A 24,207-nucleotide genomic window follows, 5' to 3' on the forward strand; every position below is an offset into this window, starting at 1 on the left:
TCTTGTTGTTTCAACAGTATCCATTATCCATTATTCAGTATCCATTGGCACCTGTCTGGCACAGTCGCCCTATCAGCTACGCACAGGCCGCGAAATCGGTTTATTGGGAGCGGGAGCCGTAACGCTTGGGGCATCGGTCGCGCTGACCAAGGCTATTGATCCACTTACGCCCGCCGAAATTGCCTCACTCAATCGGGGGGATATTAGTTCCTTCGACCGCAATGCTACTTTTCATTGGTCGACCTCGGCTGATAAATGGAGCGATGTTGCGCTGGTAGGTACAGTTGGAGCAGCAGGGGTAGTGTCGCTGGGTTTGCAACCCATACGGCAGGATTTTAAGACCGTAGCCATTATGTATGTCGAAACGCTGCTCCTGGCGAATGGCATTGAGCGGACAGTCAAATCAGTAACCCAGCGTACCAGGCCGTATGTGTACAATTCACTAGTTCCACTGGATGAAAAGCTGGACCGAACCTCACGACAGTCCTTCTTTTCGGGCCATGCGACCAATGCCTTTGCCACGGCTGTTTTTACGAGTGAGGTCTTTCGGCATTATTTTCCGCATTCCAAATTAAGACCTGTGGTCTGGGTAGGAACACTTGGGCTGGCGTCAGCTACGGCCCTGTTTCGGTACGAAGCTGGTTTACACTATCCGACGGACCTGCTGGCTGGTGCTGCGTTTGGCTCCCTGGTCGGCTGGGGGATTCCCAAGCTTCATCAGATCAAAAAGAATAGTGATCTAGGGAAACGGCTGGATGTGCAGCCCTGGAGTAACGGAACCGCCAACGGAATCTATATGCGGTTGGCCGTGTTCTCGCGTTAACGGTTACGTACTGCTGCCAGACGACCTTTAAGCGACAACAGTGTTTGACGAATGACTAAAATTACGGATCATATAAAAGCCGCAAACGGCAAGCCCATTTTTTCGATTGAAGTTATACCGCCCATTAAAGGCGATAATCTTAAGAATCTGCTCGACAACATCGAGCCATTGATGGAGTTTAAACCGCCGTTTATCGACGTTACCTACCACCGGGAGGAATACATCGAACGGCCCTTGCCCGACGGAACCATTCAGAAAATAGTAACCCGTAAACGGCCCGGTACGGTAGGTATTTGTGCGGCTATCATGCATAAGTTCGGTGTAGACCCGGTACCGCACGTACTTTGTGGTGGGTTTACCCGCGAAGAAACCGAAGATTTTCTGATCGATCTGCATTACCTCGGCATTGATAACGCCCTGGTGCTTCGTGGCGACCCCGCCAAGCCGTTTACAACCTTCAAGCCCAAAGAAAACGGTTACTCATATGCGAGTGAACTGGTAGAGCAGGTCGCCAACATGAACCGGGGTATTTATCTGCATGAGGAAGATACGGCCCTGGCGCCAAGTGATTTCTGTATCGGGGTGGCTGCTTATCCTGAAAAGCATTTTGAGGCTCTCGACCACGACATTGACTTTCACTACCTCAAGCAGAAAATTGACAAGGGGGCGGATTACATCGTGACCCAGATGTTTTTTGATAATAAAAAATTTCTGGATTTTGTGGCCCGGTGTCGACAGGAAGGCATCTCTGTGCCGATCATTCCAGGTTTGAAACCCCTCAGCACACGGAAGCAACTTCAGATTCTGCCCAAACTCTTCCATCTGGAAATTCCAGAAGACCTGCGGAAGGCCGTTGAAGCCTGCGAAAACGATCAGCAGGCCCGGCAGGTTGGGGTGGAGTGGTGTATCCAGCAATGTCGGGAACTCACGGCAGCTGGCGCACCTGTCCTGCATTTTTATACGATGGGGAAAGCTGATAATATCATGAAAATTGCCCGCGAACTGTTCTGATTCAATAGGGTAGTAGGGTAAGGGCAGAGAGAAATTATGCTACGTGACACCGAAATTAATCAGTTTATCCGCGACGGGTTTGTTCGTATTGATAATGCCTTTTCGCGTGAACTAGCCGATGAAGGCCGCGCGATTTTGTGGAAAGACACGGGATGTGATCCCACTGATTCTACGACCTGGACACAGCCTGTTATTCGGTTGGGCGGTTATGCACAGGAGCCTTTCCAAAAAGCGGTCAATACCCCCAGGCTACACGATGCCTTCGATCAACTGGTTGGTAAAGGACGCTGGGAGCCGCGCAACAGTTTAGGGACGTTTCCGGTCCGGTTTCCAAGTCCTGACGATCCGGGGGATACGGGCTGGCATGCCGAAGCGAGTTTTGCGGGTGAAGATGGGTCATGGCGATTGAATATATCTTCGAAAGGACGGGCCTTGCTCATGCTGTTCCTGTTCTCGGATGTGGGGCCTGACGACGCGCCAACCCGAATTCTGGTGGGTTCGCATCGGGATGTACCGAAATGGCTGGAACCAGCTGGCGATCATGGGTTGTCGTTTATAGAACTGGCGCAGCAATTTGATGAATCTACCCTGAATCGCCCGGTTGAGCTGGCAACGGGCCCGGCCGGAACCGTATACCTCTGTCATCCCTTTCTGGTTCATGCCGCTCAGCCCCATCGGGGTTCGGTCCCCCGGTTTATGGCCCAACCCCCTTTACTTCCGGCCGAACCCTTGCAGCTTCATCGATCGGATGGGGATTATTCTCCGGTCGAGCAGGCGATTCGTTTAGGCCTGAAATAAGAAAATGGTCACTTCGTCTGTCGGAAGACTAATTGAAGCAACCAGTTGGTTTTACTGGAAATGCGTTTTGTTACGCGGCTAAGTAGTTTCGATACGTTCTAAGAGAAAGCGCGATAGTGAGAATACTTAGCCTGACAAAATGGAATAGACGTATCTTCTTCCTGGCTCAAAGAGAATTGCCAATTCCCACCAGGACGATTGAAATAAGGATCACTACAATTCCGGTGATGAAGGTACGAAATGTAGCCCCCGACACACCCGACCACTCTTTCAGATACAAGCCCCACAGATTCGCCGTTAGAATGATGGTTGCCATATGGGTAATCCAGGAGCTGGCTCCATTGCCCAGTTTACTTTCGCCCATTCCGTAGAAGAAAAACTGAAGAAACCACATAGTACCCGCAGTTGCCGAAAAAAGAACATTGGCCAGAATGGGTGTTTGCGTATTCGTGTAATTGCTGAAGGTCTTATTTCTGGCGTTTAGATACATACACCACAAAAAGTTAGTAGTTAGCCCACCCCATAACAATACCACATAGGTTACATTATTCTGAAACAGGGGGTTACAACCTTGTAAAACGGCTTGATCGGCCAGGGGCTTACCGGCTTCGATGCCATAGTTGAAGAATGCACTTAGTATACCTGAGATGACAGCAATTGTTAGGCCCTTCACGATGTTGAACTCTTTGACAGAGGCTTTCTTTTCAGCATCCGAAAGCTCTGCTTCTTTCATCATGCCCGCTTTACCCGAGATCGCAATCCCGATGAGGCAGCATAGTACACCCAGTAATACTAACCTGCCACCACTTGAGCCGAGCATGTCGGTAAACGAGACTTTTCCTTGTATAGGGTTAATCGTATAGTAGATGGAAGGTACCAGGGCCCCAAAAGCTGAACTGAACCCTAATACGACGGAATTGCCCAGCGACATACCGAGATAGCGAACGCCCAGTCCATACGTAAGGCCACCGATGCCCCACAACAAACCAAATACGATTGTTAGCATCTTGACACTTGCATCGGCCGAGGCTATTATGGCAGGGAAATCGGGGATGGTTAAGTAGGCGGCTAAAGGCGGTACAATGAGCCAGGAAAAAAGACCTCCAATAATCCAATAGCTTTCCCAGGCCCATCCTTTCACTTTATTAAAGGGCATGTAAAAGCTGCCCGAAAAACCGCCACCAATTGTGTGGTAAATGATGCCAATCAGAACTTGCATAAAGAAATCAATTACAATACTATGTTAAACGCTGGTCGGTAGCCGTTACGGCCTATAGTTTGACGTGGCTAAATACGTTCTACTCGATTCTGATTGTTAGTGGTTACTGAGATTGCTGGAAGCCAGTCTACTGAGTGGAACCATCTTCGATAATCCACTCAATTTACGCGACCTGACTATTGCTGCAAGCTGAAAAGAATTGACTGTAGGAATATACCTATCCAGACTACAACCACGATTCTCAAAAATTATGAATTACACTCATTATTCATAATTTTTAACAAATTTATCCTTATTTGCTCGTCGAACTCACCTGCTCTCTCCTGTATAGTATTATCTGGTCTTTTGGGAGTCATTTGTTGCCATTTAAGGTCATTCGCTAGCTATACTAATGAATGCCTGCCGAATGCCCAGATACGTATTCCAACCGAAAAAAAAGAATCTCTTTTGTAGCAGGAGAGTGCATGACACAGGAGAAATCAAATAAAACGTACTTTGCCTAAAAACAAGATTTCGGAAAGATACTACTTACAATTTATCTATGAATACGACGCAAGCGTTCAACTACGTTAGCTATCTCTGGGATGATCAGAAAGCCGCAGAGCTCGCGGGTGATGAAGTAGCTTTGTTTATTTATCGTTCTAACCTGCTGGGTGCTGACCTGCGTCTGACGAACTACGCCGGTGGAAATACATCGGTTAAGCTGATGGAAACCAATCCATTAACCGGCGAGCCTGTTGAGGTGATGTGGGTGAAAGGGTCTGGTGGAGATATTGGTACACTGACCAAAAAAGGCTGTGCCAATCTGTATGTTGATCGTTTGCATGCGCTGAAAAGCCGCTACCGGGGTCTGGAATTTGAAGATGAAATGGTTGGTCTTTTTGATCACTGCCTCTTCGATCCCAAATGTGCCGCGCCATCCATCGATACACCCCTGCATGGATTGCTCCCCTTTAAGCACATCGACCACCTGCACCCTGATGCCCTGATTGCCATAGCTGCCAGCAAAGACGGTGAAGCGATCATGCATGAAATCTGGGGAGATCAGATGGCCTGGATTCCCTGGCAGCGGCCTGGTTTCGATCTGGGCCTGAAGCTGGAAGAAGCTGTTAAGAAAAATCCGAACCTTCGGGGGATTATCCTGGGTGGCCATGGGCTGTTCACCTGGGGGAATACGTCCTACGAATCATACATGAATACGCTGGAAGTGATTGAACAGGCATCAGAATACCTGCATCAGAACTTCGGTAAAAAGCGCCCAGTGTTTGGAGGAGTAGCTCGCCAGAGTGAAACGGCTGAAACCCGAAAAAAACTGGCAGCCGACCTGATGCCGACCTTACGCGGATTGGCGTCTAGCTATCGGCAGATGATCGGTCATTTCACCGACGACGAACGGGTATTGGAATTTGTGAACTCCAACGACTTGCCTCGTCTGGCTCGCCTGGGTACAAGCTGCCCTGACCACTTCCTGCGTACCAAAATCCGTCCGTTAGTGCTCGACCCTGAGAAACTGACCGGCGAGGATAGTACGGCCTATCTTGGCCAGGCGTTTGCCGATTATCGTGCCGATTATACGGCTTATTACGAGCGTTGCAAACACCCAAACAGCCCGGCCATTCGCGATACCAACCCTGTGGTATTATTGTGGCCGGGTGTAGGTATGATGACCTTCGCCAAGGATAAGCAAACGGCTCGGGTGGCTGCTGAATTTTACACCAACGCCATCAACGTAATGAAAGGTGCCGAAGCGGTATCTGATTATGTGGGTCTGCCCGAACAGGAAGCGTTCGATATTGAGTACTGGCTGCTCGAAGAAGCGAAGCTCCAGCGCATGCCAAAGCCGAAACCGCTGTCGGGCAAAATTGCCCTGATTACGGGTAGTGCGGGTGGTATCGGTAAGGCTATTGCCAAAAAATTCCTGTCGGAAGGGGCTGTAGTTGTTATCAACGATAATGATGCCGACCGTCTGGCAGGTGCCAAAGAAGAGTTTCTGAAGCAATACGGAAAAGATGCCTATGCCGCTGACCAACTGGATGTAACCCAGGCCAACACCATTGCAGCAACGTTCAATACGGCAGTTCTGGCATTTGGTGGCGTCGATATCGTGGTCAACTGCGCTGGTTTGAGTATCTCGAAGCCGATTGAAGAGCATACCGAACAAGACTGGGATTTGCTGTATGATGTACTCGTGAAAGGCCAGTTTCTGGTTACTCAGAAGGGCGTTGAAATCATGCGCAAGCAGAAACTGGGTGGAGATGTGATTAACATCGTCAGTAAAAACGCCCTGGTTTCCGGTCCTAACAATGCTGGTTATGGTTCGGCCAAGGCGGCACAACTGCACCTGAGCCGTTTGAATGCCGCCGAACTCGGCAAAGACCATATCCGGGTGAATGTGGTAAACCCCGACGCTGTTATCTCGGATTCGAAAATCTGGGCGGGTGCCTGGGCCGAAGGCCGTGCGAAGGCGTATGGCATTACGGTAGAAGAACTACCTGCTTACTACGCTAAACGGACATTGCTGAATGAGATCATCCTGCCCGACGATATTGCCAATGCCTGCCTGGCCTGCGTAAATGGCCTTCTCGCTAAATCGACCGGCAACGTGCTAAACGTAGACGGTGGCGTAGCAATGGCGTTTGTTCGGTAAAAGCTCCAACCCCAAAGGGGGATAAATTGTGGTGTCAGTAAGAAACTGACACCACAATAATTATCAGCCCACAAATTTATTTGTGGGTTAAAATGGTAGTTTACGCGTCATTTTCAACCGTTTTAACGGTTTTGAGAGCTAGCCAATATGGTCAGTCGGTAGTCCATAATGCACCATAAACCTCCGGTATTCTTCCTGAAAGCTTAGTTTACGATGGTGTTCTTCCTGGTTCTGAATATAGTTCCGAACGCGCGATACATGCGACTCACTGACCGAAAACGCGCCGTAACCAGTTTGCCAGGCAAAATGCGTCGCGGTCAGTTTAGTCTGATTAAACGTGTGTGAACTGCCACCTTTTAGTTGTTTCAGTACATCAGCGATTGACTTTTTGGGATTGAGCAGGAAGAGAAGATGAACGTGGTCGGCCACTCCACCAATACAGTCGACAAAGCAATCCAGATGAATTAATTGATTCAGTAGTTCGTTGTGGACAGTTGATCGGATTGACGGATAAATGAGCGGTTGACGGTCTTTGGTGGAGAAAACAGCATGGACCCAGAGTTTCGATTTGGAGTGGCTCATAGGATAGTGGGAAAAACCGTTAAAACGGTTTTAAAAATTGATGAATGATTTTGTGATCCCACACATGAATGTGTGGGCTGATAATTAGACGGATTCCCCAGATCGTGGATACCTATAACTTGTAAACCTTTATGCAAATCGAACGCGAACACATTGCGGACTTTAACCAGTCGCAGCTGGAAGGGCACCAGCGGAAATTGTCGTACTGGACACAGGAGGTCGCCAAGGCTGAACCCATTATTCAGAAATTGATCGACTTTCAGATTGCGATTCCGAGCTGGGCATTGGGTACAGGCGGAACGCGTTTCGGACGTTTTCCGGGTGGGGGAGAGCCACGCTCGCTCGAAGAAAAAATAGAGGATGTTGGTCTGTTGCACGCGCTGAACCGCGCCAGTGGAGCTATTTCGTTGCATATTCCCTGGGACATTCCAACGGACCCACAGGCGATCAAACAATTGGCCGCTCAACACGGGCTTCGGTTCGATGCCGTCAACTCCAATACGTTTCAGGACCAACCCGACCAGGCGGTGAGCTATAAATTCGGCTCACTGCAGCATACCGATGCGGCCGTTCGCCAGCAGGCCATTGATCACAATATCGAAGTGATCCGGCATGGCGTAGCATTGGGTTCCGATTCGCTAACGGTCTGGTTGTCGGATGGTTCCTGTTTTCCGGGTCAACTGAATTTCCGGAAAGCCTTCGATCGGACGTTGGGTAGTCTGGCCGAAATCTACGCAGCGCTGCCCAATGATTGGAAAATGTTCGTCGAGTATAAAGCGTTTGAACCCAACTTCTATTCGATGACTGTGGGCGACTGGGGCAGTAGCTTCCTATACGCTAGTAAACTCGGCCCGAAAGCCTATACGCTGGTCGATTTGGGGCACCACCTGCCTAACGCCAACATCGAGCAGATCGTAGCGATTTTGCTGCACGAGGGTAAGTTGGGTGGATTCCACTTCAACGACTCTAAATACGGCGATGATGACCTGACTGTTGGAAGCATCCGGCCTTACCAGTTGTTCCTGATTTTTGCTGAATTGATCGATGGCATGGACGCTCGTGGGATGAACCATGCCAAAGACCTCGGCTGGATGATCGATGCCAGCCATAACGTAAAAGATCCGCTCGAAGATCTGATCCAATCGGTCGAAGCGATTCAAATCGCTTATGCCCAGGCGCTCCTCGTTGACCGTGAAGCTCTTGAAGAAGCTCGTGAGGCCAACGACCCGGTTCGGGCACAGGAAATTTTGCAGGAAGCGTTCCGCACGGATGTTCGGCCACTGGTAGCTGAAGCGCGTCGTCGGGCAGGAGGGGCCCTAAATCCACTGGCTCTGTTCCGCAGCCTGAACGTCCGCCAGCAACTCATCGGGGAACGTGGCGCCAAAACCGTAGCAACGGGACTTTAAATTAATGAGCGAAAGAGTGAAAGAGTGAAAGAGCGAATGCCATCCGGCAGACAGGTTTTTGCGTCAGCTATTCGCTCTTTCACTCTTTCATCCTTTCACTCTTTGACTATGAACGTTGTTGCAATTTTTGACATCGGTAAGACCAACAAGAAGCTATTTCTGTTTGACGAGCATTACCGGATCGTTTGGGAGAAATCGGAGCAGTTTGCCGAGGTGCCTGATGAAGATGGTGATCTGTGCGAGGATGTAAACCTGCTTCGGAACTGGGTTGTTACGTCGCTGTCTGAAGTGATAGCCTTGCCCGAATTTTCAGTGAAGGCGGTTAACGTTTCAGCCTATGGGGCCAGCTTGGTGTACGTCGATCAAAACGGGCAGGCAATTGCCCCGCTTTATAATTATCTGAAGGCGTATCCGGCCCCCTTACTTCAACAATTTTTCAGTACATACGGTGGCGAAACGGAATTGACGCGTCAGACGGCATCGCCTTCGCTGGGTAGCCTGAACTCGGGGCTGCAACTGTACCGATTCAGGCACGAGCAGTCGGAACAGTTTACAAAGCTGGCGTTTGCACTTCACTTGCCACAGTATGTAAGCGCTCTGATTAGTGGCTGGCCTGTTTCGGACCTGACTAGTATCGGGTGCCATACCATGCTCTGGGATTTTGACCGACAGCAATACCATAACTGGGTGACTGCCGAAAAACTGGATACCCATCTGGCACCTATTGTACCCTCAGATTCGGTTCGGGAAACAAACCTGAATGGACATTCGGTGCAGGTAGGAGTGGGTTTGCATGATAGTTCATCGGCTTTGATTCCGTATCTGGCGTCGTTTCAGGAGCCGTTTGTGCTCATTTCGACCGGAACCTGGTGCGTGAGCATGAATCCATTTAACAGCCGGCCATTAACCCCCGAGGAATTACAATACGACTGCCTGAACTATATGCATTACAAAGGCCAGCCGGTGAAGTCGTCGCGGCTGTTTGCCGGGTATGAGCATGAACAGCAGGTTAAACGGCTGGCAGCGCATTTTCAGACCCCGGTTGATCAGTACAAGAAAGTAGCCAACAACCCGGAGATCATTGAGCGATTGCGGCATCAACAGAGCCAGGTAACAACGGGCGACGATGCTAAAGGCGATCAATTGCTATCGATGAAAGGCTCTTTGTTTGGACAACGAAACCTGTCTGAATTTGCTACTTACGATGAAGCGTATCACCAGCTCATGTTGGATATTGTATCGCAGCAACTGATTTCGACCAATCTGGTGCTAGCCGGGTCTCCGGTCAAGCGGATTTTTGTGGATGGTGGTTTTGGTAAGAACCCTATTTACATGAACCTGCTGGCAATGGCCTTTCCAACCATTGAGGTCTATGCCGCGTCGGTAGCGCAGGCATCGGCGTTGGGGGCTGCCCTGGCCATTCATCAGCATTGGAATGCCTTCCCGCTGCCTGGCGACTGTGTTGAACTCAAGAAATACACAGCTCAGACTATTGTTCATTAATTTACGGCTTTCCGTATACTGAAAAGCTATGAAGTACCCACCGCTACGCTGCTGGTTTGCCTTGTTGTTTTGCATCATATCATCTGGTGTTCAGGCGCAGAAGCTTCCTGGTAAAAAGAAAATTCTTGCTAAGATGACTCTGGCTAATGCGTACTTCATGAAAACCTGGCCTGACCCTGGCAAGGAAATCGTAACCAATAAAACTCGTCCCAGCAACATCTGGACGCGGGCCGTATACTACGAAGGGCTGATGGCTTTGTATGGCATCGATAAGCAGAAAGCTTATTACGATTACGCGGTCGAATGGGGGGTAAAGCATAATTGGGGCCTTCGCAGTGGCCCTAAAACCCGAAACGCTGACGATCAGTGCTGTGGCCAAACGTACATTGATTTGTATGTAATGGATCGGGATGCCGGTAATCCGCAACCAGAGCGTATTCGCGACATCAAGGCGTCTATTGATGCGATGGTGGCGAGCGATAAAGTCGATGACTGGAACTGGATCGATGCCTTACATATGGCAATGCCTGTTTTTGCAACGCTTGGCGTACTGGAAAAAAATCCCGCTTACTTCGAGAAGATGTACCAGATTTACAGCTACTCGAAAACGAAGCACGGCGGCCATGGACTTTATAACCCGGACGATCATCTGTGGTGGCGGGATAAGGATTTTGTACCCCCTTACAAAGAGCCCAATGGGCAGGACTGCTACTGGTCGAGAGGAAATGGCTGGGTCGTGGCAGCCCTGGTTCGTGTGCTCAATATCCTGCCGAAAGATGCTCCACACCGTGATGAGTATCAGAAAACCTATCTGGACATGATGCAGGCGTTAGTGCCTTTGCAGCGCCCCGACGGATACTGGAATGTTAGTCTCCACGACCCAACGAATTACGGCGGTAAGGAACTCACCGGAACTGCCCTGTTTGTATATGGTATGGCCTGGGGCATTAATCACGGCCTGCTCGATGGTAAGACGTATCGTCCGATCATCGCCAAAGCCTGGAATGCCATGGTGACCGAATCCGTTCATCCAAACGGTTTTTTAGGCTATGTGCAGGGAACCGGCAAAGAACCGAAAGACGGTCAGCCCGTTACCTACGATAGCAAACCCGATTTTGAGGATTATGGTCTGGGTTGTTTCCTGTTGGCAGGAACCGAGTTATATAAATTGAACTAGTTCGACGGTTGGTATCTATGGAAGAAATTGCGTTTACAATGAAATTAAAGCCTGGTGTTGAGGCCGAATACCAGCGACGTCACGATGACATATGGCCCGAACTAGCCCAGGCCCTGACTGATGCCGGTATTCGGGATTATTCGATCTTTCTGGACCGTGCAAGCGGCACCCTGTTTGGGGTTCAGAAACGGTTGCCGGGCCATTCCGCTGATTCGCTGCCTGAACTACCGATTATGAAAAAATGGTGGGCGTATATGGCCGATTTAATGGATACGAATCCCGATAATTCACCCGTCGCTGTTCGGCTGGAGCGGGTCTTTCATATGGATTAGTACACGAACCAGTACTCAAAAAGTCGGTTGCCATAGCTGTTGGTCTAAAACCTTCAACAGCTATGGCAACCGACTTTGTTAATGCATTAGTGTAATTCTGTTAACCACTGTTGCGCAAACGCACGCGCTTCCATGACGGGGGCTTTACCAAGCCGATACAGGAATTTCCATTCGGCAGGTTTCCGCTGGTATACGGGATTGGCAAATTCCTGCTTCCGACCCATGGGCATCAGTCGGGCTTCAAAATCGACGGTTTCCGTCAACGTGATAAAATCCTGCAATCGTTTTTTTAGCAAAGGCCGGAAATCAGCATGGGCGTCGAATTCGGCTTTTTGCCGACGTTGTTGTACCAGTTGATCTTTATCGATATCGGGTGTGGCCGTCGATTGATCGATATTGGTTATGGCTTGCCGTTTGAGCAAGGCTAAATACTGCTTTTTGCAGTCAGCAGGGGGCAGGTTCAGTACTTTTTTCAGTTCAGCAATGTATTGCGCTTTACTGGTTCGTTCACTGCCCGACAGGGAAGCTAATTCCTGTGTTTCCTGCGCCAACTGGCTCCGTATGGCCATCTGGATCATAGCGGGGGCCATACCGGCAAAGGCCTGATCGAGCGTGCCTAGCTGGCTTTTCATGGCCGACCGATTGGCTTCATTATCCTGTTTGGTTTTAGCCATATGCTCGTCGGTATAGGTTTCATCGTACGGATAATACATTCGCAGGTCCTGTAGCCAAACGTCCTTAAAAGTCGATGATTCTACATACGCTCGAACCACTTTTCCCAGTGCGCGTACCGTAGCCGCACGAGACGATTCAGGAATCCGGCGAGCCGTCTGCCGAATGGAGCTGGTGGTGTTAAAAAAGAACCATTGCGGCTCTTTCAGATTGAGCAGGACATCCTGACGAAGCTTACCGGTATCGATGCTTAGTTCGGTCATGACATCGCTCATGCGGGCGGCAACGAGCCAGCAACTAAGGCAGCCTAGAATAAGAAGGACGGGGTATTTTGTTTTCATGAGTGGTTAAAAAAGAGGGAGGTTTCGGGATTCTCGATTGGTTGTGTAAAGGTGTGGATGGGGTGTTCGATACGAAAGACTAAAGGCTATCAACCCACAAAAACAGGCATTGAATGGATGGATCTGGCCTTTGAACGGATATACTCCGTACCCACAAACAGGGGCTTCCCAAGCGAAACAGGTAGCTGATTGACGCCGTAGCAATACAACGTTTGGGTTGGACAACCTGGCTCGGCTTCAAACGTTACCTGGCAGTGATTCATGGCGGCTGGTGTATAGGTAAATGGCCAGGGATGACCCACCTGAGCAACCGTTACTAACCCCGCGTCATTCCCCAGTATCGATAATTCGGGAGAAGGCGCAAAACGCCGGAAGGTTGGCAGGCCAAAGCGTTGCATGAGTTGGCGGGTTGTGGTCGGTGTGCACTCGGTGGCAATACCAACCTCGCTAATTCCCTGAAATAGGTCATCGACCGTCAGATTCGGATTAAACAGTGAGAGGTCGTTCCAGCTGATAAACTTCACCAGGTTGCCGTTGTTGTCGTGAAAGAAACTGGCCCGCGCACGCCAGGTAGGTAATTCAATAATCTCCTGTCCGTTCGTTGTCAGATAGTTCTGCGGATAACTGTGTAGGCAGACCTCCAGCATACCCACCGGCACGTTGATGGCAAAGTGATAAGGCGCTACCAGCTCATCGACGGCCCTGAAAGTCAGGCGGGTCCAGCCCACCTGAATCGTAAGAGCTTCGGTCGATTCAGCAACGATTGGTAAGCCGAGCTGCCGGGTGTAGAAGGCTCGGGTTCCCGGCAGATCGCCCGTATAGAGTTCAAACGCTACGATTTTCATGAGAAAGGCTTACTGAGTAACAGCCGACTTCAACGTCACTGTAGTGGTCGATTTCTGATTGTATTCGGTAGCTGTTTTCTCGATTTTCAACCCAGCGGCTGATGCTTCCAGTACTTTCCATTCCGATACAGCACTGGTATCTTTATCGTTTACGATGCGGAGGGTAGCTGTTTTCTCGTTGTACGTCCAGTGGCTGGGTTTGGCAACTACAGGAAGCGACTCATTCGATGAGCAGGTCAGGGTACCCGTATGACCCGATACTTTACCAGTTGATTCGAAGGTCAGGGTGTTGTCTTTGTCGCAGGGGCGCAGAAACGACATCAGATCATTGTCAACATCGCCATCACCATCCAGATCAATAGCCGGACTAACCTGAAACGAGGTCATACTCAGATTTTTACCGACGAAGGCCAGGCTTTTGCTGTGGGAAGGCAGCTTGTATGATGCGGCTGTCAGGATGAAGGTGGCGGCAGCGGCCAGGAAAAAGATATTAAACGCTTTCATTGTATTTGTTGTGTTTTGATTGAAAAAAGAGATTTCTGTTTGTTGTTCATTAGGCCTGATTGGCATGGCAAAGTTGATGTTCGATTCGGGCGTATACCACCAGCATTGTTGTCAACCGGAAGAAGACCCGGATGAACTGATGGGAAAAGCCAGTCAACCGGATACCGATCACGCCAATTCGAGGATCGGCTGGAATGCTGGTACATGGTCGGCCAAAAAATCGGCGTAGCTCCGGGGGGCACGCTCTAACACGTCGGTGCAGAAGGCAACATCATCGGCCGATACTTGCAGGCCTTCTTCCAGCATGCATTGGTAGGTTTTTCGCCAGTCCTCTACCAGCCAGGTGGCAAGCGATTGGTCTGTAGCAGAATTGTTGGTGGAAGCGGAAGGCTCTCCGCCGGACTGATCATCGGACTGGGCTACCCGAACTGATTGAGGGCCAACAAGCGGAATCGACAGTCCGTTAAATTCGTCAGTAACAATGGCTTTGACTGTCGCATCGGCCACGTCGCGTGCATCGACGCGATTGACACCCTGATCGTCGATGGGCTGAGGAGGAATCCCGTATGACGCGATCGATGAACCGATGATCAGGTCGTTTTGGTAGACAAGGGTAGGGCAGATCATGACGAACTCCATGCCTGTTTGCGTCAGCACGTTCTCGATAATGACCTTCGCTTTTAGATGCGGTATCCGACGGACTTTGTATTGGCTTAAGTAGACCATTTTACGAACGCCAGCTCGTTTGGCTGCGGCAATTGCATACTGTCCCTGGGCTCCTTCGGTAGGGCAACGCTGGTTGAGCAGGGCTACGGTGTCAATATCGTTGAATGCTTTTGGCAGGGTGGCTGGTTGCTCCAGATGACCTACAACCGTTTCAACATCGTTCGGAAATAGGGTGGCTTGTTCGGGCGATGTGATCAACACCCGGACCGATACGTTTTGCTGGACTAATTCGTCTATGACCAGACGGCCAATCGTTCCGGTGCCGCCTATGACTAAGGTTTTCATGATTCAGTATTGTTGTTTATGCGTAAAAAAGAGGTTTGTGTTTCTGTTCAGGAAGGATAACCGCTTGCTGAATGATGGGTCAAAATTGCTCGGTACGATTCGACTGAACCAGGCTGAATCGGTTCAACCGGAAAAACGAGCCTATGAAATGAGTGATACGAACGGTAAAACAAACACAGTGATGATCCGAATCTGTGTCTGGCCTGCACTTTTTAAACCGGACAGTTGCGGACAAAACTGTACGATTACGGACATCGACTTTTAATGGAAAATGCCTTTCTAGGCTCGATAAGGCGAATTTTATGTTTGGCAGGAGATTTGTTTTGCAAAATTACAACAAATCGTCTCAACCAATTTACGACCATGCGAAGAGCCTTTTTAGGGGAGTTCGAAGAAATCGTCCTGTTGGTCGTAGCTGCCTGTCCCGCCGAAGCTTACGGCGTTACCATCTGGGAGGACCTTCAGCAGCAAACCGGCCGTTCGATCACCATGAGTGCGGTTCATGCCACCTTATACCGGCTGGAAGAAAAAGGGTTTTTATCCTCTACGATGGGGGGAGCTACTGCTGAGCGAGGAGGGCGCCGGAAACGGTTTTTTACCCTGACGGCCCTGGGCGTTCGCGCGTTAAACGATGTTCAGCAGGTTCGGAGCCGACTTTGGCAGGCCATTCCTCCCGGAAAATTTCAACTGATTGGCGGGTAGTCTATGAAAAAGCAACCTATTCCACCACGCTGGGCCGACTGGCTTTTAGAAGTTTTTGTAGCTCCTCCTTTACGCGAAGACGTGCAGGGCGATCTGCACGAGGTATTTTACAAACGAACAGAACAGGAGGGCTTGTCGAAAGCTCGTCGGGAGTTTATCTGGGCTGTGCTCCACTATATAAACCCCTACTTTTTCAAAGCCCGCCAACGTACCAATCGACAGTCTGATTACCCATCACCCTCTTACCTGCATCCTGCTATGCTACGTAATTACCTGACCATCGCCCTGCGCACGCTGGCCCACAACAAGGCCTATTCCATCATCAACGTCGTTGGATTAAGTATCGGTCTGGCGGCTGCCATGCTGATTATTCTCTATACCAAAGACGAAGTCAGCTACGACCGCTTTCATACCAACAACCCGAACCTGTATCGGATCACCAGCCGCGATATCACACCCGGCGATCAGAAACCAAGCTACAATACAAATACGGGTATTTTTCAGGGGCCTAAGTTTACGGCTGGTACACCGGAAATACAGTCGTTTGTTCGTTTTCAATCCGGCCAGAGTGATATCCGGCAGGGCAATGAAGTCAAGAGTCAGGAGATGTTTTCGACAGATCCCGAGTTCTTCCAGTTATTCAGTTTTCCGTTGTTGAGTGGCGATCCCAAAACGGCTTTGTCTCGCCCGAAAACGGTGGTTATTTCGGAAGATATGGCCGAAAAACAATTCGGGACAACCGATGCCCTGGGTAAGATCATGTTCATCAAGACCGAAGCGCAGTTTGAGCCGTATACAGTAACCGGAGTTGCGGTAAAATGCCCCCAGAATTCGTCCATAAAATTCGACGTATTACTGCCAATAACTGTTTCGAAAGAAGACATTGCCCGAAGCGACAACTGGTTCAGTTTCTTTCTGAATACGTTTGTGCTGGTGCGTCCCAACGCGAATATCAAGGCCGTCGAGGCAACCATGAATCGGATTTACCAGACCGATGCCAAAAACACGATTTTGGAAATGGCTAAAAAATTTGGGATAAAAAGTAAGACGATCTATTCGCTCCAGCCGCTTACAGAGATGCACTTAAGTACCGATCTGCCGGTCAACAATGGGCTGGTCGATGAAAGCAGACCTACGTTTTCGTACATTCTGTCGGGTATAGCCTTGTTTGTGCTGCTGATTGCCTGCATCAATTTTGTGAATCTGACGGTAGCTCGTTCGCTGAAACGGGCTAAAGAGATTGGGGTCCGAAAAGTAGTGGGAGGGGGGCGAAACCAGCTTATTATCCAGTTTCTGGGCGAATCGTTCCTGCTCTGTTTTGTCGCGTTTGTGCTTGCCATTGTGTTGTTGCTGCTTGTATTACCAACGTTCAACCAGCTTGCCAACAAAGCCCTTTCGTTTGCTTATCTGCTCGACGTAAAACTGATTGCCGGATACATTGGGCTATTTCTTGTAACGGGTTTATTGGCAGGGTTTTACCCGGCCATTGTCCTCTCTGGGTTTAGCCCGGTTCAAAGCCTGTATAGCCGATTCCGGTTTGCAGGCCGGAATTATCTGCAACGGGGGCTGATTGTGTTACAGTTTTCGCTGGCTTCGTTTCTCATTGTAGCCACATTGACCATCAACTCCCAGTTGAACTACCTGACGACCAAAAGCCTGGGTTACGACGATCGAAACCTGGTGGCGGTAAATAAATCGAGCCTGAACCATAGCGAAGCGCGTTTGCTCAAAAGTGAACTGATGAAGTTTCCAACCATTGTCGATGTAGCGCCCAAGAATCGGGGTTTCTGGGGAACGGTGGCTAAAGTCAATGGAGAGAAGCAGCTTTCCTTTGCCTACGAAACCGTCGATGAAATGTACCTGCCCCTGCTTAAGATTCCGATTCTGGCCGGTCGTAACTTTTCGCCCGATTTCCCCAGCGATTCGACACAGTCGGTGCTGGTTAATGAAAGTTTTGTGAAAGAAGCAGGCTGGAAAAATCCAATTGGTCAGGAGGTGAATTTCTTTGCTTACGAGATCCCGGAACGCTATAAGGTGATTGGCGTTGTGAAAGACTATCACTTTGCAGCCCTGAATCAGAAAATCCGGCCGCAGTTGTTCACTATGAAACCAAAAAATGACTTCGGGAAAGCATTTGTCAAAATAAAACCGCATACCGAAACCGAAAGCCTCCGGGCTATCGAGCAGACGTTTAAAAAACTGTTCCCGATTAACCCCTATTCCTATAGCTTTCTGGATCAGGACAATCTGAAAAAATACGAATCGGAGGCTAAATGGCGACAGATTATGCTTTTCGGGGCCATCCTGACGATCTTTATTTCCTGTATTGGGCTATTGGGGCTGGCGACATTGGCAGCCGAACGACGTACAAAAGAGATCGGTATTCGCAAGGTACTGGGTGCATCGGTAAGCAGTATTGTTCAACTGTTATCGTCCGATTTTCTACGATTGGTGGGTTTCTCCTTTGTGTTGGCCTTTCCAGCGGCCTATTTTGCCATTGACAAGTGGCTGGAAAACTATCCCTATCGGATCGAAATCAGTGCCTGGACGTTCGCGTTGGCGGCCCTCCTGGCCATATTGATCGCTTTCTTCACGGTCAGTTTCCAATCCATTCGAGCAGCCATGTCGAACCCAGTGAAAAGCTTACGATCGGAATAGAATCTAGTTGATAAGCGAGGGTTTACAACTGGATTAATGCGTCCGATGAGGGACATCAGTTGTCCGGTAATGGACAAAGAATGAGTGTGAATTGAGAAAAACAGGCCGTTTCTGAGCAGAAATGGCCTGTTTTTATTATTGGCAATAGATTTGTACGATAAAATATAAACTAATAACCTAAGCCGATGCGTCGAACCTATCTGGGTGAATTTGAAGAAATCGTCTTATTAATGGTAGCTATCCTGGATGGGGAAGGGTATGGGGTTACGGTCAGTCAGGCACTGGAAGAGCATACCGGCCGGATTGTTACGTTTGGTACGGTTCATAACACCCTGATCCGGCTCGAAGAAAAGGGGTTTGTATCGTCTTACCTGGGTGGGGCCACTACCGAACGAGGGGGCCGACGCAAGCGCCTGTTTCGGGTTACGGCTCTGGGCAGTCGGGCGCTTCAGGAAATCCAGCAGCTCCGTCAGGAACTGTGGCAGATGGTACCGCCAAACACCCTTCGACTCGGTGGCGTATGAATAGGTCTCCTCAACCCCGTAACGACAGACCGCCCCGCTTTGCCCATTGGTTATTGACCCGGCTACATCCCGAAAACACCCTCGAAGAGGTAGAAGGTGATCTGGCTGAGCTGTATGATTACTGGCACCATCGGGCGGGACGAACGCAGGCCATCTTGCGGTATGCGCTCAACGTGCTATCGGTCCTGCCGCCCTTTGTCCGTCGAAGAAAACAAGTTAAACAACAATACGAACAACCTTCTAGTATTCATCCTGTTATGATTCGTAACTATTTAAAAATTGCTTTCCGGAATCTACAACGCAATAAGGGATACACGCTGATCAATGTGGCGGGACTGGCCTTAAGTATGACCTGTGGTATCCTCATTTTTACTTTGGTCAGCCATCATCTGAGTTATGATAACTTTCATGCGAATGCCGATCGCATGTATCGGATCGTAACGGAGATGCACCGGGATAATATCGGCTATAATCACAGTGTACCCTCACCACTGGGTAAGCATTTCCGGGACGATTACACCTTTGCTGAAAAAGTAGCCCGGATTATCAGTGCCGACGATCAACTGATTACCCTGAGAAATGGAGCTGATATAAAGAAGATAAAGGAGGAAGAAGGGGTTGCCTTCACAGAGCCGGAATTTTTTGACATGTTCAATTTTCCGTTGCTCGAAGGGGATAAAAAAACGGCGTTGCTGGAGCCAAATACCGCCATTATGACCGAACGAATGGCCAAAAAGTATTTTGGCGATGAAAACCCGATCGGTAAGACCTTCTGGCTCAACAACCGGATCGTATTCAGGGTCACAGGAATCCTGAAGGATTTGCCCGATAACACCGACCGAAAGAACGAGATCTTTGTATCGTACCCCACATTGAAAGCCTATGATTCTTGGCTAGCCAATGATATTGATGGGTGGGGCGGTATTCGCGATGGGGTCGAATGTTATGTACAGTTACGGCCCGGTGTTTCGGTAGCCCAGGTAGAAGGGGTGATGCCTGCCTATGTCAAAAAGTATCGACCGACCAGCAAAAACGTCCATCACTATAAATTGCAACCGCTCGCGGATATTCATTTCAATGCCCAATATGGGGGTGTAATGGAAAAAAAGAACCTGTGGGTACTGGCAATTATAGGCTTGTTTCTACTGGGTACGGCTTGTGTAAACTTCATCAACCTGGCTACGGCGCAAGCACTCAAACGAGCCAAAGAAGTGGGCGTTCGTAAAGTGTTGGGTGGACTGAAAGGCCAGCTTTTCTGGCAGTTTATTTCCGAAACGGGTCTGATAACTATAGTCGGTGTTATCGTTGCACTGGGAATGGCGGTTCTGATGTTGCCTGTGGTCAATGCGTTTTTCCACTCGCAAATGACGCTCAATCTGTTTCAGAATAGCCGATTCGTGCTTTTCATTGTCGCGCTTGGCGTGGCCATTACCTTTTTTGCCGGTTCATATCCCGGACTTATTCTGGCCGGTTTCAAACCAGTCGTGGCCTTGAAAGGCAAGCTCTCTCAGCAGCATATTGGTGGTTTTAATACCCGTCGGACATTGATCATCGCTCAGTTTGCTATTTCGCAGGTGCTCATTATCGGTATGTTGGTCATTATGTACCAGATGCGATATGCCAAACAGGCCGATTTAGGGTTCGACAGGGCGGCAATTGTCATGGTACCGATGGGAGATGACTCGACGCATACCAAGATGAACACGCTACGAAATGAGTTGCTACGCATCAAGGGGGTAGAGAAAGTATCGATTTGTTACGCAGCTCCAGCATCCACCAATAGCTGGGGTAACTTCGTGAAAGTGGATAATGAGGAGACGAACTTCAGAACGAGTATCAAATCGGCCGATGATCAGTATTTGTCCACGTTTGGACTGGAACTGGCAGCTGGCAAAAACCTCTTTCCGGCCGACAGTGCCCGAGAGTTTCTGGTCAATGAAACCTTCCTGCGAAAACTCAATATCAAATCGCCCGAAGCTGCTCTTGGTAAACTAATTTCGGCCAACGGGGGCACTATGGTAGCACCCATTGTGGGCGTAGTTAAAGATTTTCATGATGCCTCATTTCATCAGGAAATAAGTCCGATTATCCTTACAACGAATAAAAGCGATTATTCCGATTATGCTATAAAACTGAATGTTGCTCAGGCCAAAACCACACTGGCTGCTATTGAAAAAGCATGGCTGGAGCAGCATCCCGATCAATTATTTGCCTATCAGTTCGTTGATGAAAGCATCGCTAAGTTTTATGAAACGGAAGATCGAATCCTGCAACTGGTCGAGTTCTTTTCATTGATTGCCATTTTTATTGGTTGCCTGGGTTTATATGGGTTAATGTCGTTCATGGCTGCTCAGAAAACGAAGGAGATCGGCATCCGTAAAGTGCTGGGAAGTAGTGTGTCTCAGATTCTATGGATTTTTGGTAAAGAGTTTTCCCGACTGATCGGTTTGGCTTTTCTGATTGCGGCTCCCATTGCGTGGTGGGCCATGACTAACTGGCTTCAGGGCTTTCAATTTCACGTTCAGATGGAAGCCTGGATTTTCCTGGCAGCGATTGGAAGTACGCTGTTGATTGCCGCACTGACGATTGCCTATCAGGCTACCAGAGCTGCATCGGTAAACCCCGTGAAATCATTACGTTCTGAATGATGGCGTAGCCCAAATGGTATTAGCTACTGCAAAGATTAGGTATTGATAAGATGACGAAACAGAGCCTTTGCCGAGCGTAGGCCGAGTCTAAAAAAAGGGCCAACAACGTAAAAAGGTTACGTTGCTGGCCCTTCATCTTTGTGTGCTATCAGATAAACGAACCCGTTTCATGACCATTTTTGATCCAATGGAAACAACAAAAGCAATACTCAAAAATGCCTGGCCCTACCAACAGGACAAGATGAATCTCCCTGTCAATGATCTGGAAGCCGCTATTCCCTTTTATGAAACCTACCTGGGCTTTCGGTTGATTGATCGGCCCGAAACGCCTTGTCCATCGGCTATCCTGAGCAGGGATGCTCTACAGATTGGCCTGGCCGAAAACGGTAGCGATCCGACACAGGACGGCTGCTTCTTTGAAGTTGACCATATTGAGCGAGCTTTTGATGAGTTCAAAGCCAATGGACTGACTAAAGAATTGTCCGGTTTTAGCAATCAAAAGCATGGCGAAACCAACTGGAAAGTCTTCTTCGTGATTGCGCCTGATGGACTTTGTTACTGCTTTGGTGAACGGCAATCGTAGTCGAACCTTATTGGTTTGATGGATAGTTTGGAATATTTTTTCCAAGGTAGATGTTCCGTTCGGCCTTGTACATAGTACCGACGTCTTTGAGTTTCAGAATACCGCTGCCTCCCCGGTTTTCCAGCTTGGCTCGTTTGTCGGCCGTAAGCAATGGGTCATCGTCAAACAGGTATTCGTCAATATAGTACTCGTTGAGCGTGGGTTCTTTAATCGTGATGTGAATGTGGGCCGGGTCGGTATGGCCGGGGTAAGGAGCCGGACGTAACGTAACAAACTTGTATTCGCCTTTCGCGTTGGTGCGCATCCAGCCGCGTATGGAACCATGCCGCTTTTCCCAGCCTTTGGCACTTTCTTTGGCTGTGTAATGCCCCGTTTCGTCAGTATGATATACATACAGAATAACGCCCGGTGCAGGTGTTTTGCCGTCGGCTTTGTATACGATTCCATTGATAGCCAATGGCTTTTTGCCGTTCCAGGTGGCATCTGGTAGTTTCGCCAGCATGTCGAGCTTATCGAACGGAACCGGACTTTCATAAATCGCTTCGCAGCCTTCACACGGACCACCGGCTTTTTTATCCTGCCCGAATACAGGCAATGTGAGCAGCAATAGGAGTAGGTAGCTAAGAATAGAACGCAGATTTTTAAGATGTTTATGATTGGTTATGATTTTATCCGTGTAGATCATAATTATCCTGAAAATCCGCGTTCGATGTTGAATTAATCGGTGAGTGTACATAGCTGATGGGGCTTAGTTCCAGCAAATTAGACTTGGTTATGCGACGGATTACTAAAAATAGCGATTCCATTGATCAGTCGCATAAAACCTGGAGTTGAAATCAACAGGGACTGAATTCAACGGAAACGATTGATGCTGAGTAGTACAACTAGTCTAATTGGCCGTACTTATAAACAAGCGGGGGGAGAAATCACGCTTTGAGTGCCCCTGTTAGCTATATTGTGGCGAAAAAAGCATATCTCCGCTTAAGTAGTATACGTGCACAATTGAATTCATTCATGAAAATCGTACTTGTTGCCTTTTGTATTGCCTGTTTAAGTAGCCTCGGTCTGTTTGCCCAGTCTACCAATCCCGCCATTCGCCAGCGTGAGTTTATTTATGAAAAAGCTCCGACGCCAGAATGCCATGCTTCTACCATTGCCGAAACACCCGCTGGCCTCATTGCCTCCTGGTTTGGTGGTACATACGAGCGTCATCCCGACGTAGGTATCTGGGTGAGCCACCATACCAAAACGGGCTGGGCGACACCGATCGAAGTAGCTACAGGTGTACAGCCCGATGGGAAACGCCTTCCCTGCTGGAATCCCGTTTTATTTCAGATTCCTAAGGGGGAACTACTCTTATTTTATAAAGTCGGCCCCAGCCCCTCGACCTGGTGGGGAATGCTGAAGCGCTCGAAAGATAATGGTAAGACCTGGTCAGAGCCCGAGCGGTTGCCCGATGGTATTTTAGGGCCTATCAAGAACAAGCCCGTATTGCTGTCGTCGGGGGTTTTGCTTTGCCCGACTAGTTCAGAGGATCATAACTGGCGGGTGCATTTTGAGCAAACAGCCGACTGGGGCAAAACCTGGCAAAAAACGGCCCCCATCAATGATGGTGTAACCGACGGGGCCATTCAGCCCAGTGTTCTGTTTCACAAGAATGGTCAGTTACAGATTCTTTGCCGGAGTCAGAAGCTTGGGTTTATTCAGGAAGCCTGGTCGAAAGATGGTGGTAAAACCTGGTCGGCATTGCAAAAAACAACCCTGCCTAACCCCAACTCAGGAACCGATGCCGTTACCCTGAAAGATGGTCGGCAGGTACTGGTCTACAATCCGACATCACCTGTAAATGGTAAAAGTGGCCCTCGTACACCACTCGATGTAGCCATTTCGGATGATGGAAAGACCTGGAAAACGCTGGCTGTTCTTGAAAACGAACCCGGTGAGTATTCATATCCTGCCGCTATTCAAACCGCTGACGGTCTCGTACATATCACCTACACCTGGAAACGTCAGCGCGTCCGGCATGTGGTCGTTGATCCTGGAAAAATATAGAAACCCAACGGCGGACCGGCAGACCCGTACAGATGGTTATGATTTACAAAGACCTTAATAAATCATAACCATCTGTACGGGTCTGCCGGTCCGGCTCTATCAATCCCGCTTGCCAAGTTTATTGAACAACCCCGAGTACATATAGTTCTGGAGATATACATACTCTGGA

At 49.1% G+C, this 24,207-nt stretch carries 21 protein-coding genes (1 of these 21 cut by a window edge); 14 read left to right on the top strand and 7 right to left on the bottom strand.

Annotation, left to right across the window (positions count from 1 at the left end):
* The 3 genes in view from BGO59_RS35850 to BGO59_RS35860 are tightly spaced (at most 51 nt apart) and all read left to right on the top strand, a layout consistent with a single transcriptional unit that may run on beyond the window.
* Nucleotides 1-823, top strand: the 3' portion of a protein-coding gene (locus BGO59_RS35850; protein WP_293692449.1) for a phosphatase PAP2 family protein. It extends 47 nt beyond the left edge of the window; only the last 823 of its 870 coding nucleotides appear in the window; its start codon lies beyond the left edge, outside the window; its stop codon occupies nt 821-823.
* 51 nt (nt 824-874) lie between these two features.
* Nucleotides 875-1,834 carry a methylenetetrahydrofolate reductase [NAD(P)H] gene (metF, locus tag BGO59_RS35855; RefSeq protein WP_293692451.1) on the top strand — a complete coding sequence of 320 codons (960 nt, stop codon included), beginning with the start codon at nt 875-877 and terminating at the stop codon, nt 1,832-1,834.
* A gap of 36 nt (nt 1,835-1,870) precedes the next feature.
* Nucleotides 1,871-2,632: a phytanoyl-CoA dioxygenase family protein gene (locus BGO59_RS35860; protein ID WP_293692453.1), complete on the top strand. Its 762-nt coding sequence runs from the start codon at nt 1,871-1,873 to the stop codon at nt 2,630-2,632.
* Nucleotides 2,633-2,798: 166 nt separating this feature from the next.
* Here the strand turns inward: BGO59_RS35860 and rhaT are convergent, their stop codons facing one another.
* On the bottom strand, nt 2,799-3,851 hold the full coding sequence (rhaT, locus tag BGO59_RS35865; protein WP_293692455.1) for an L-rhamnose/proton symporter RhaT: 1,053 nt from the start codon (nt 3,849-3,851) through the stop codon (nt 2,799-2,801).
* A gap of 541 nt (nt 3,852-4,392) precedes the next feature.
* Here rhaT and BGO59_RS35870 point away from each other — a divergent pair.
* The gene (locus BGO59_RS35870; RefSeq protein ID WP_293692457.1) at nt 4,393-6,498 is read left to right on the top strand and encodes a bifunctional aldolase/short-chain dehydrogenase; all 2,106 of its coding nucleotides are present in this window, start codon (nt 4,393-4,395) and stop codon (nt 6,496-6,498) included.
* 138 nt (nt 6,499-6,636) lie between these two features.
* On the opposite strand, the gene tnpA is transcribed toward BGO59_RS35870, so the two are convergent.
* Complete coding sequence (tnpA, locus tag BGO59_RS35875; protein ID WP_293692459.1) at nt 6,637-7,080, bottom strand: IS200/IS605 family transposase; 444 nt, start codon at nt 7,078-7,080, stop codon at nt 6,637-6,639.
* Nucleotides 7,081-7,211: 131 nt separating this feature from the next.
* Between tnpA and BGO59_RS35880 the strand changes: the two genes are divergently transcribed.
* From BGO59_RS35880 to rhaM, 4 genes are all read left to right on the top strand, one after another.
* Entirely contained in the window at nt 7,212-8,486 is a 1,275-nt protein-coding gene (locus BGO59_RS35880) for a TIM barrel protein (protein WP_293692461.1), read from the top strand.
* A 108-nt stretch (nt 8,487-8,594) separates the two neighbouring features.
* The gene (locus BGO59_RS35885) at nt 8,595-9,989 is read left to right on the top strand and encodes an FGGY-family carbohydrate kinase (protein WP_293692463.1); all 1,395 of its coding nucleotides are present in this window, start codon (nt 8,595-8,597) and stop codon (nt 9,987-9,989) included.
* A gap of 28 nt (nt 9,990-10,017) precedes the next feature.
* Nucleotides 10,018-11,166, top strand: coding sequence for a glycoside hydrolase family 88 protein (locus BGO59_RS35890; RefSeq protein ID WP_293692465.1), 1,149 nt, complete (start codon nt 10,018-10,020; stop codon nt 11,164-11,166).
* A 17-nt stretch (nt 11,167-11,183) separates the two neighbouring features.
* Nucleotides 11,184-11,498: an L-rhamnose mutarotase gene (gene rhaM / locus BGO59_RS35895; RefSeq protein WP_293692467.1), complete on the top strand. Its 315-nt coding sequence runs from the start codon at nt 11,184-11,186 to the stop codon at nt 11,496-11,498.
* An 86-nt stretch (nt 11,499-11,584) separates the two neighbouring features.
* Here rhaM and BGO59_RS35900 read toward each other — a convergent pair whose 3' ends face one another.
* From BGO59_RS35900 to BGO59_RS35915, 4 genes are all read right to left on the bottom strand, one after another.
* Nucleotides 11,585-12,511, bottom strand: a complete 927-nt coding sequence (locus tag BGO59_RS35900; protein WP_293692469.1) for a hypothetical protein — start codon at nt 12,509-12,511, stop codon at nt 11,585-11,587.
* Between the two features lie 89 nt (nt 12,512-12,600).
* Nucleotides 12,601-13,356: a glyoxalase/bleomycin resistance/dioxygenase family protein gene (locus tag BGO59_RS35905; protein ID WP_293692471.1), complete on the bottom strand. Its 756-nt coding sequence runs from the start codon at nt 13,354-13,356 to the stop codon at nt 12,601-12,603.
* A gap of 9 nt (nt 13,357-13,365) precedes the next feature.
* Entirely contained in the window at nt 13,366-13,860 is a 495-nt protein-coding gene (locus BGO59_RS35910) for a hypothetical protein (protein WP_293692473.1), read from the bottom strand.
* A 168-nt stretch (nt 13,861-14,028) separates the two neighbouring features.
* Nucleotides 14,029-14,871 (bottom strand): SDR family oxidoreductase, encoded by an 843-nt coding sequence (locus tag BGO59_RS35915; RefSeq protein ID WP_293692475.1) that lies wholly within the window; start codon nt 14,869-14,871, stop codon nt 14,029-14,031.
* A gap of 363 nt (nt 14,872-15,234) precedes the next feature.
* Here BGO59_RS35915 and BGO59_RS35920 point away from each other — a divergent pair, with 363 nt between their 5' ends.
* From BGO59_RS35920 to BGO59_RS35940, 5 genes are all read left to right on the top strand, one after another.
* Nucleotides 15,235-15,573 carry a PadR family transcriptional regulator gene (locus BGO59_RS35920; RefSeq protein WP_293692476.1) on the top strand — a complete coding sequence of 113 codons (339 nt, stop codon included), beginning with the start codon at nt 15,235-15,237 and terminating at the stop codon, nt 15,571-15,573.
* 3 nt (nt 15,574-15,576) lie between these two features.
* Nucleotides 15,577-18,231 (top strand): ABC transporter permease, encoded by a 2,655-nt coding sequence (locus BGO59_RS35925; protein WP_293692477.1) that lies wholly within the window; start codon nt 15,577-15,579, stop codon nt 18,229-18,231.
* Between the two features lie 185 nt (nt 18,232-18,416).
* The gene (locus tag BGO59_RS35930; protein WP_080056355.1) at nt 18,417-18,755 is read left to right on the top strand and encodes a PadR family transcriptional regulator; all 339 of its coding nucleotides are present in this window, start codon (nt 18,417-18,419) and stop codon (nt 18,753-18,755) included.
* On the top strand, nt 18,752-21,403 hold the full coding sequence (locus tag BGO59_RS35935; RefSeq protein ID WP_293692480.1) for an ABC transporter permease: 2,652 nt from the start codon (nt 18,752-18,754) through the stop codon (nt 21,401-21,403). The genes BGO59_RS35930 and BGO59_RS35935 overlap by 4 nt, the downstream gene beginning before the upstream one ends.
* 169 nt (nt 21,404-21,572) lie before the next feature.
* Nucleotides 21,573-21,986 carry a VOC family protein gene (locus tag BGO59_RS35940; RefSeq protein WP_293692482.1) on the top strand — a complete coding sequence of 138 codons (414 nt, stop codon included), beginning with the start codon at nt 21,573-21,575 and terminating at the stop codon, nt 21,984-21,986.
* 7 nt (nt 21,987-21,993) lie between these two features.
* On the opposite strand, the gene BGO59_RS35945 is transcribed toward BGO59_RS35940, so the two are convergent.
* Entirely contained in the window at nt 21,994-22,671 is a 678-nt protein-coding gene (locus BGO59_RS35945) for an intradiol ring-cleavage dioxygenase (RefSeq protein ID WP_293692484.1), read from the bottom strand.
* A 329-nt stretch (nt 22,672-23,000) separates the two neighbouring features.
* On the opposite strand from BGO59_RS35945, the gene BGO59_RS35950 reads away from it, so the two are divergent.
* The gene (locus BGO59_RS35950) at nt 23,001-24,038 is read left to right on the top strand and encodes an exo-alpha-sialidase (protein WP_293692486.1); all 1,038 of its coding nucleotides are present in this window, start codon (nt 23,001-23,003) and stop codon (nt 24,036-24,038) included.
* Nucleotides 24,039-24,207 lie beyond the last annotated feature (169 nt).

The organism is Spirosoma sp. 48-14, assembly GCF_001898575.1.
Lineage (GTDB): Bacteria > Bacteroidota > Bacteroidia > Cytophagales > Spirosomataceae > Spirosoma.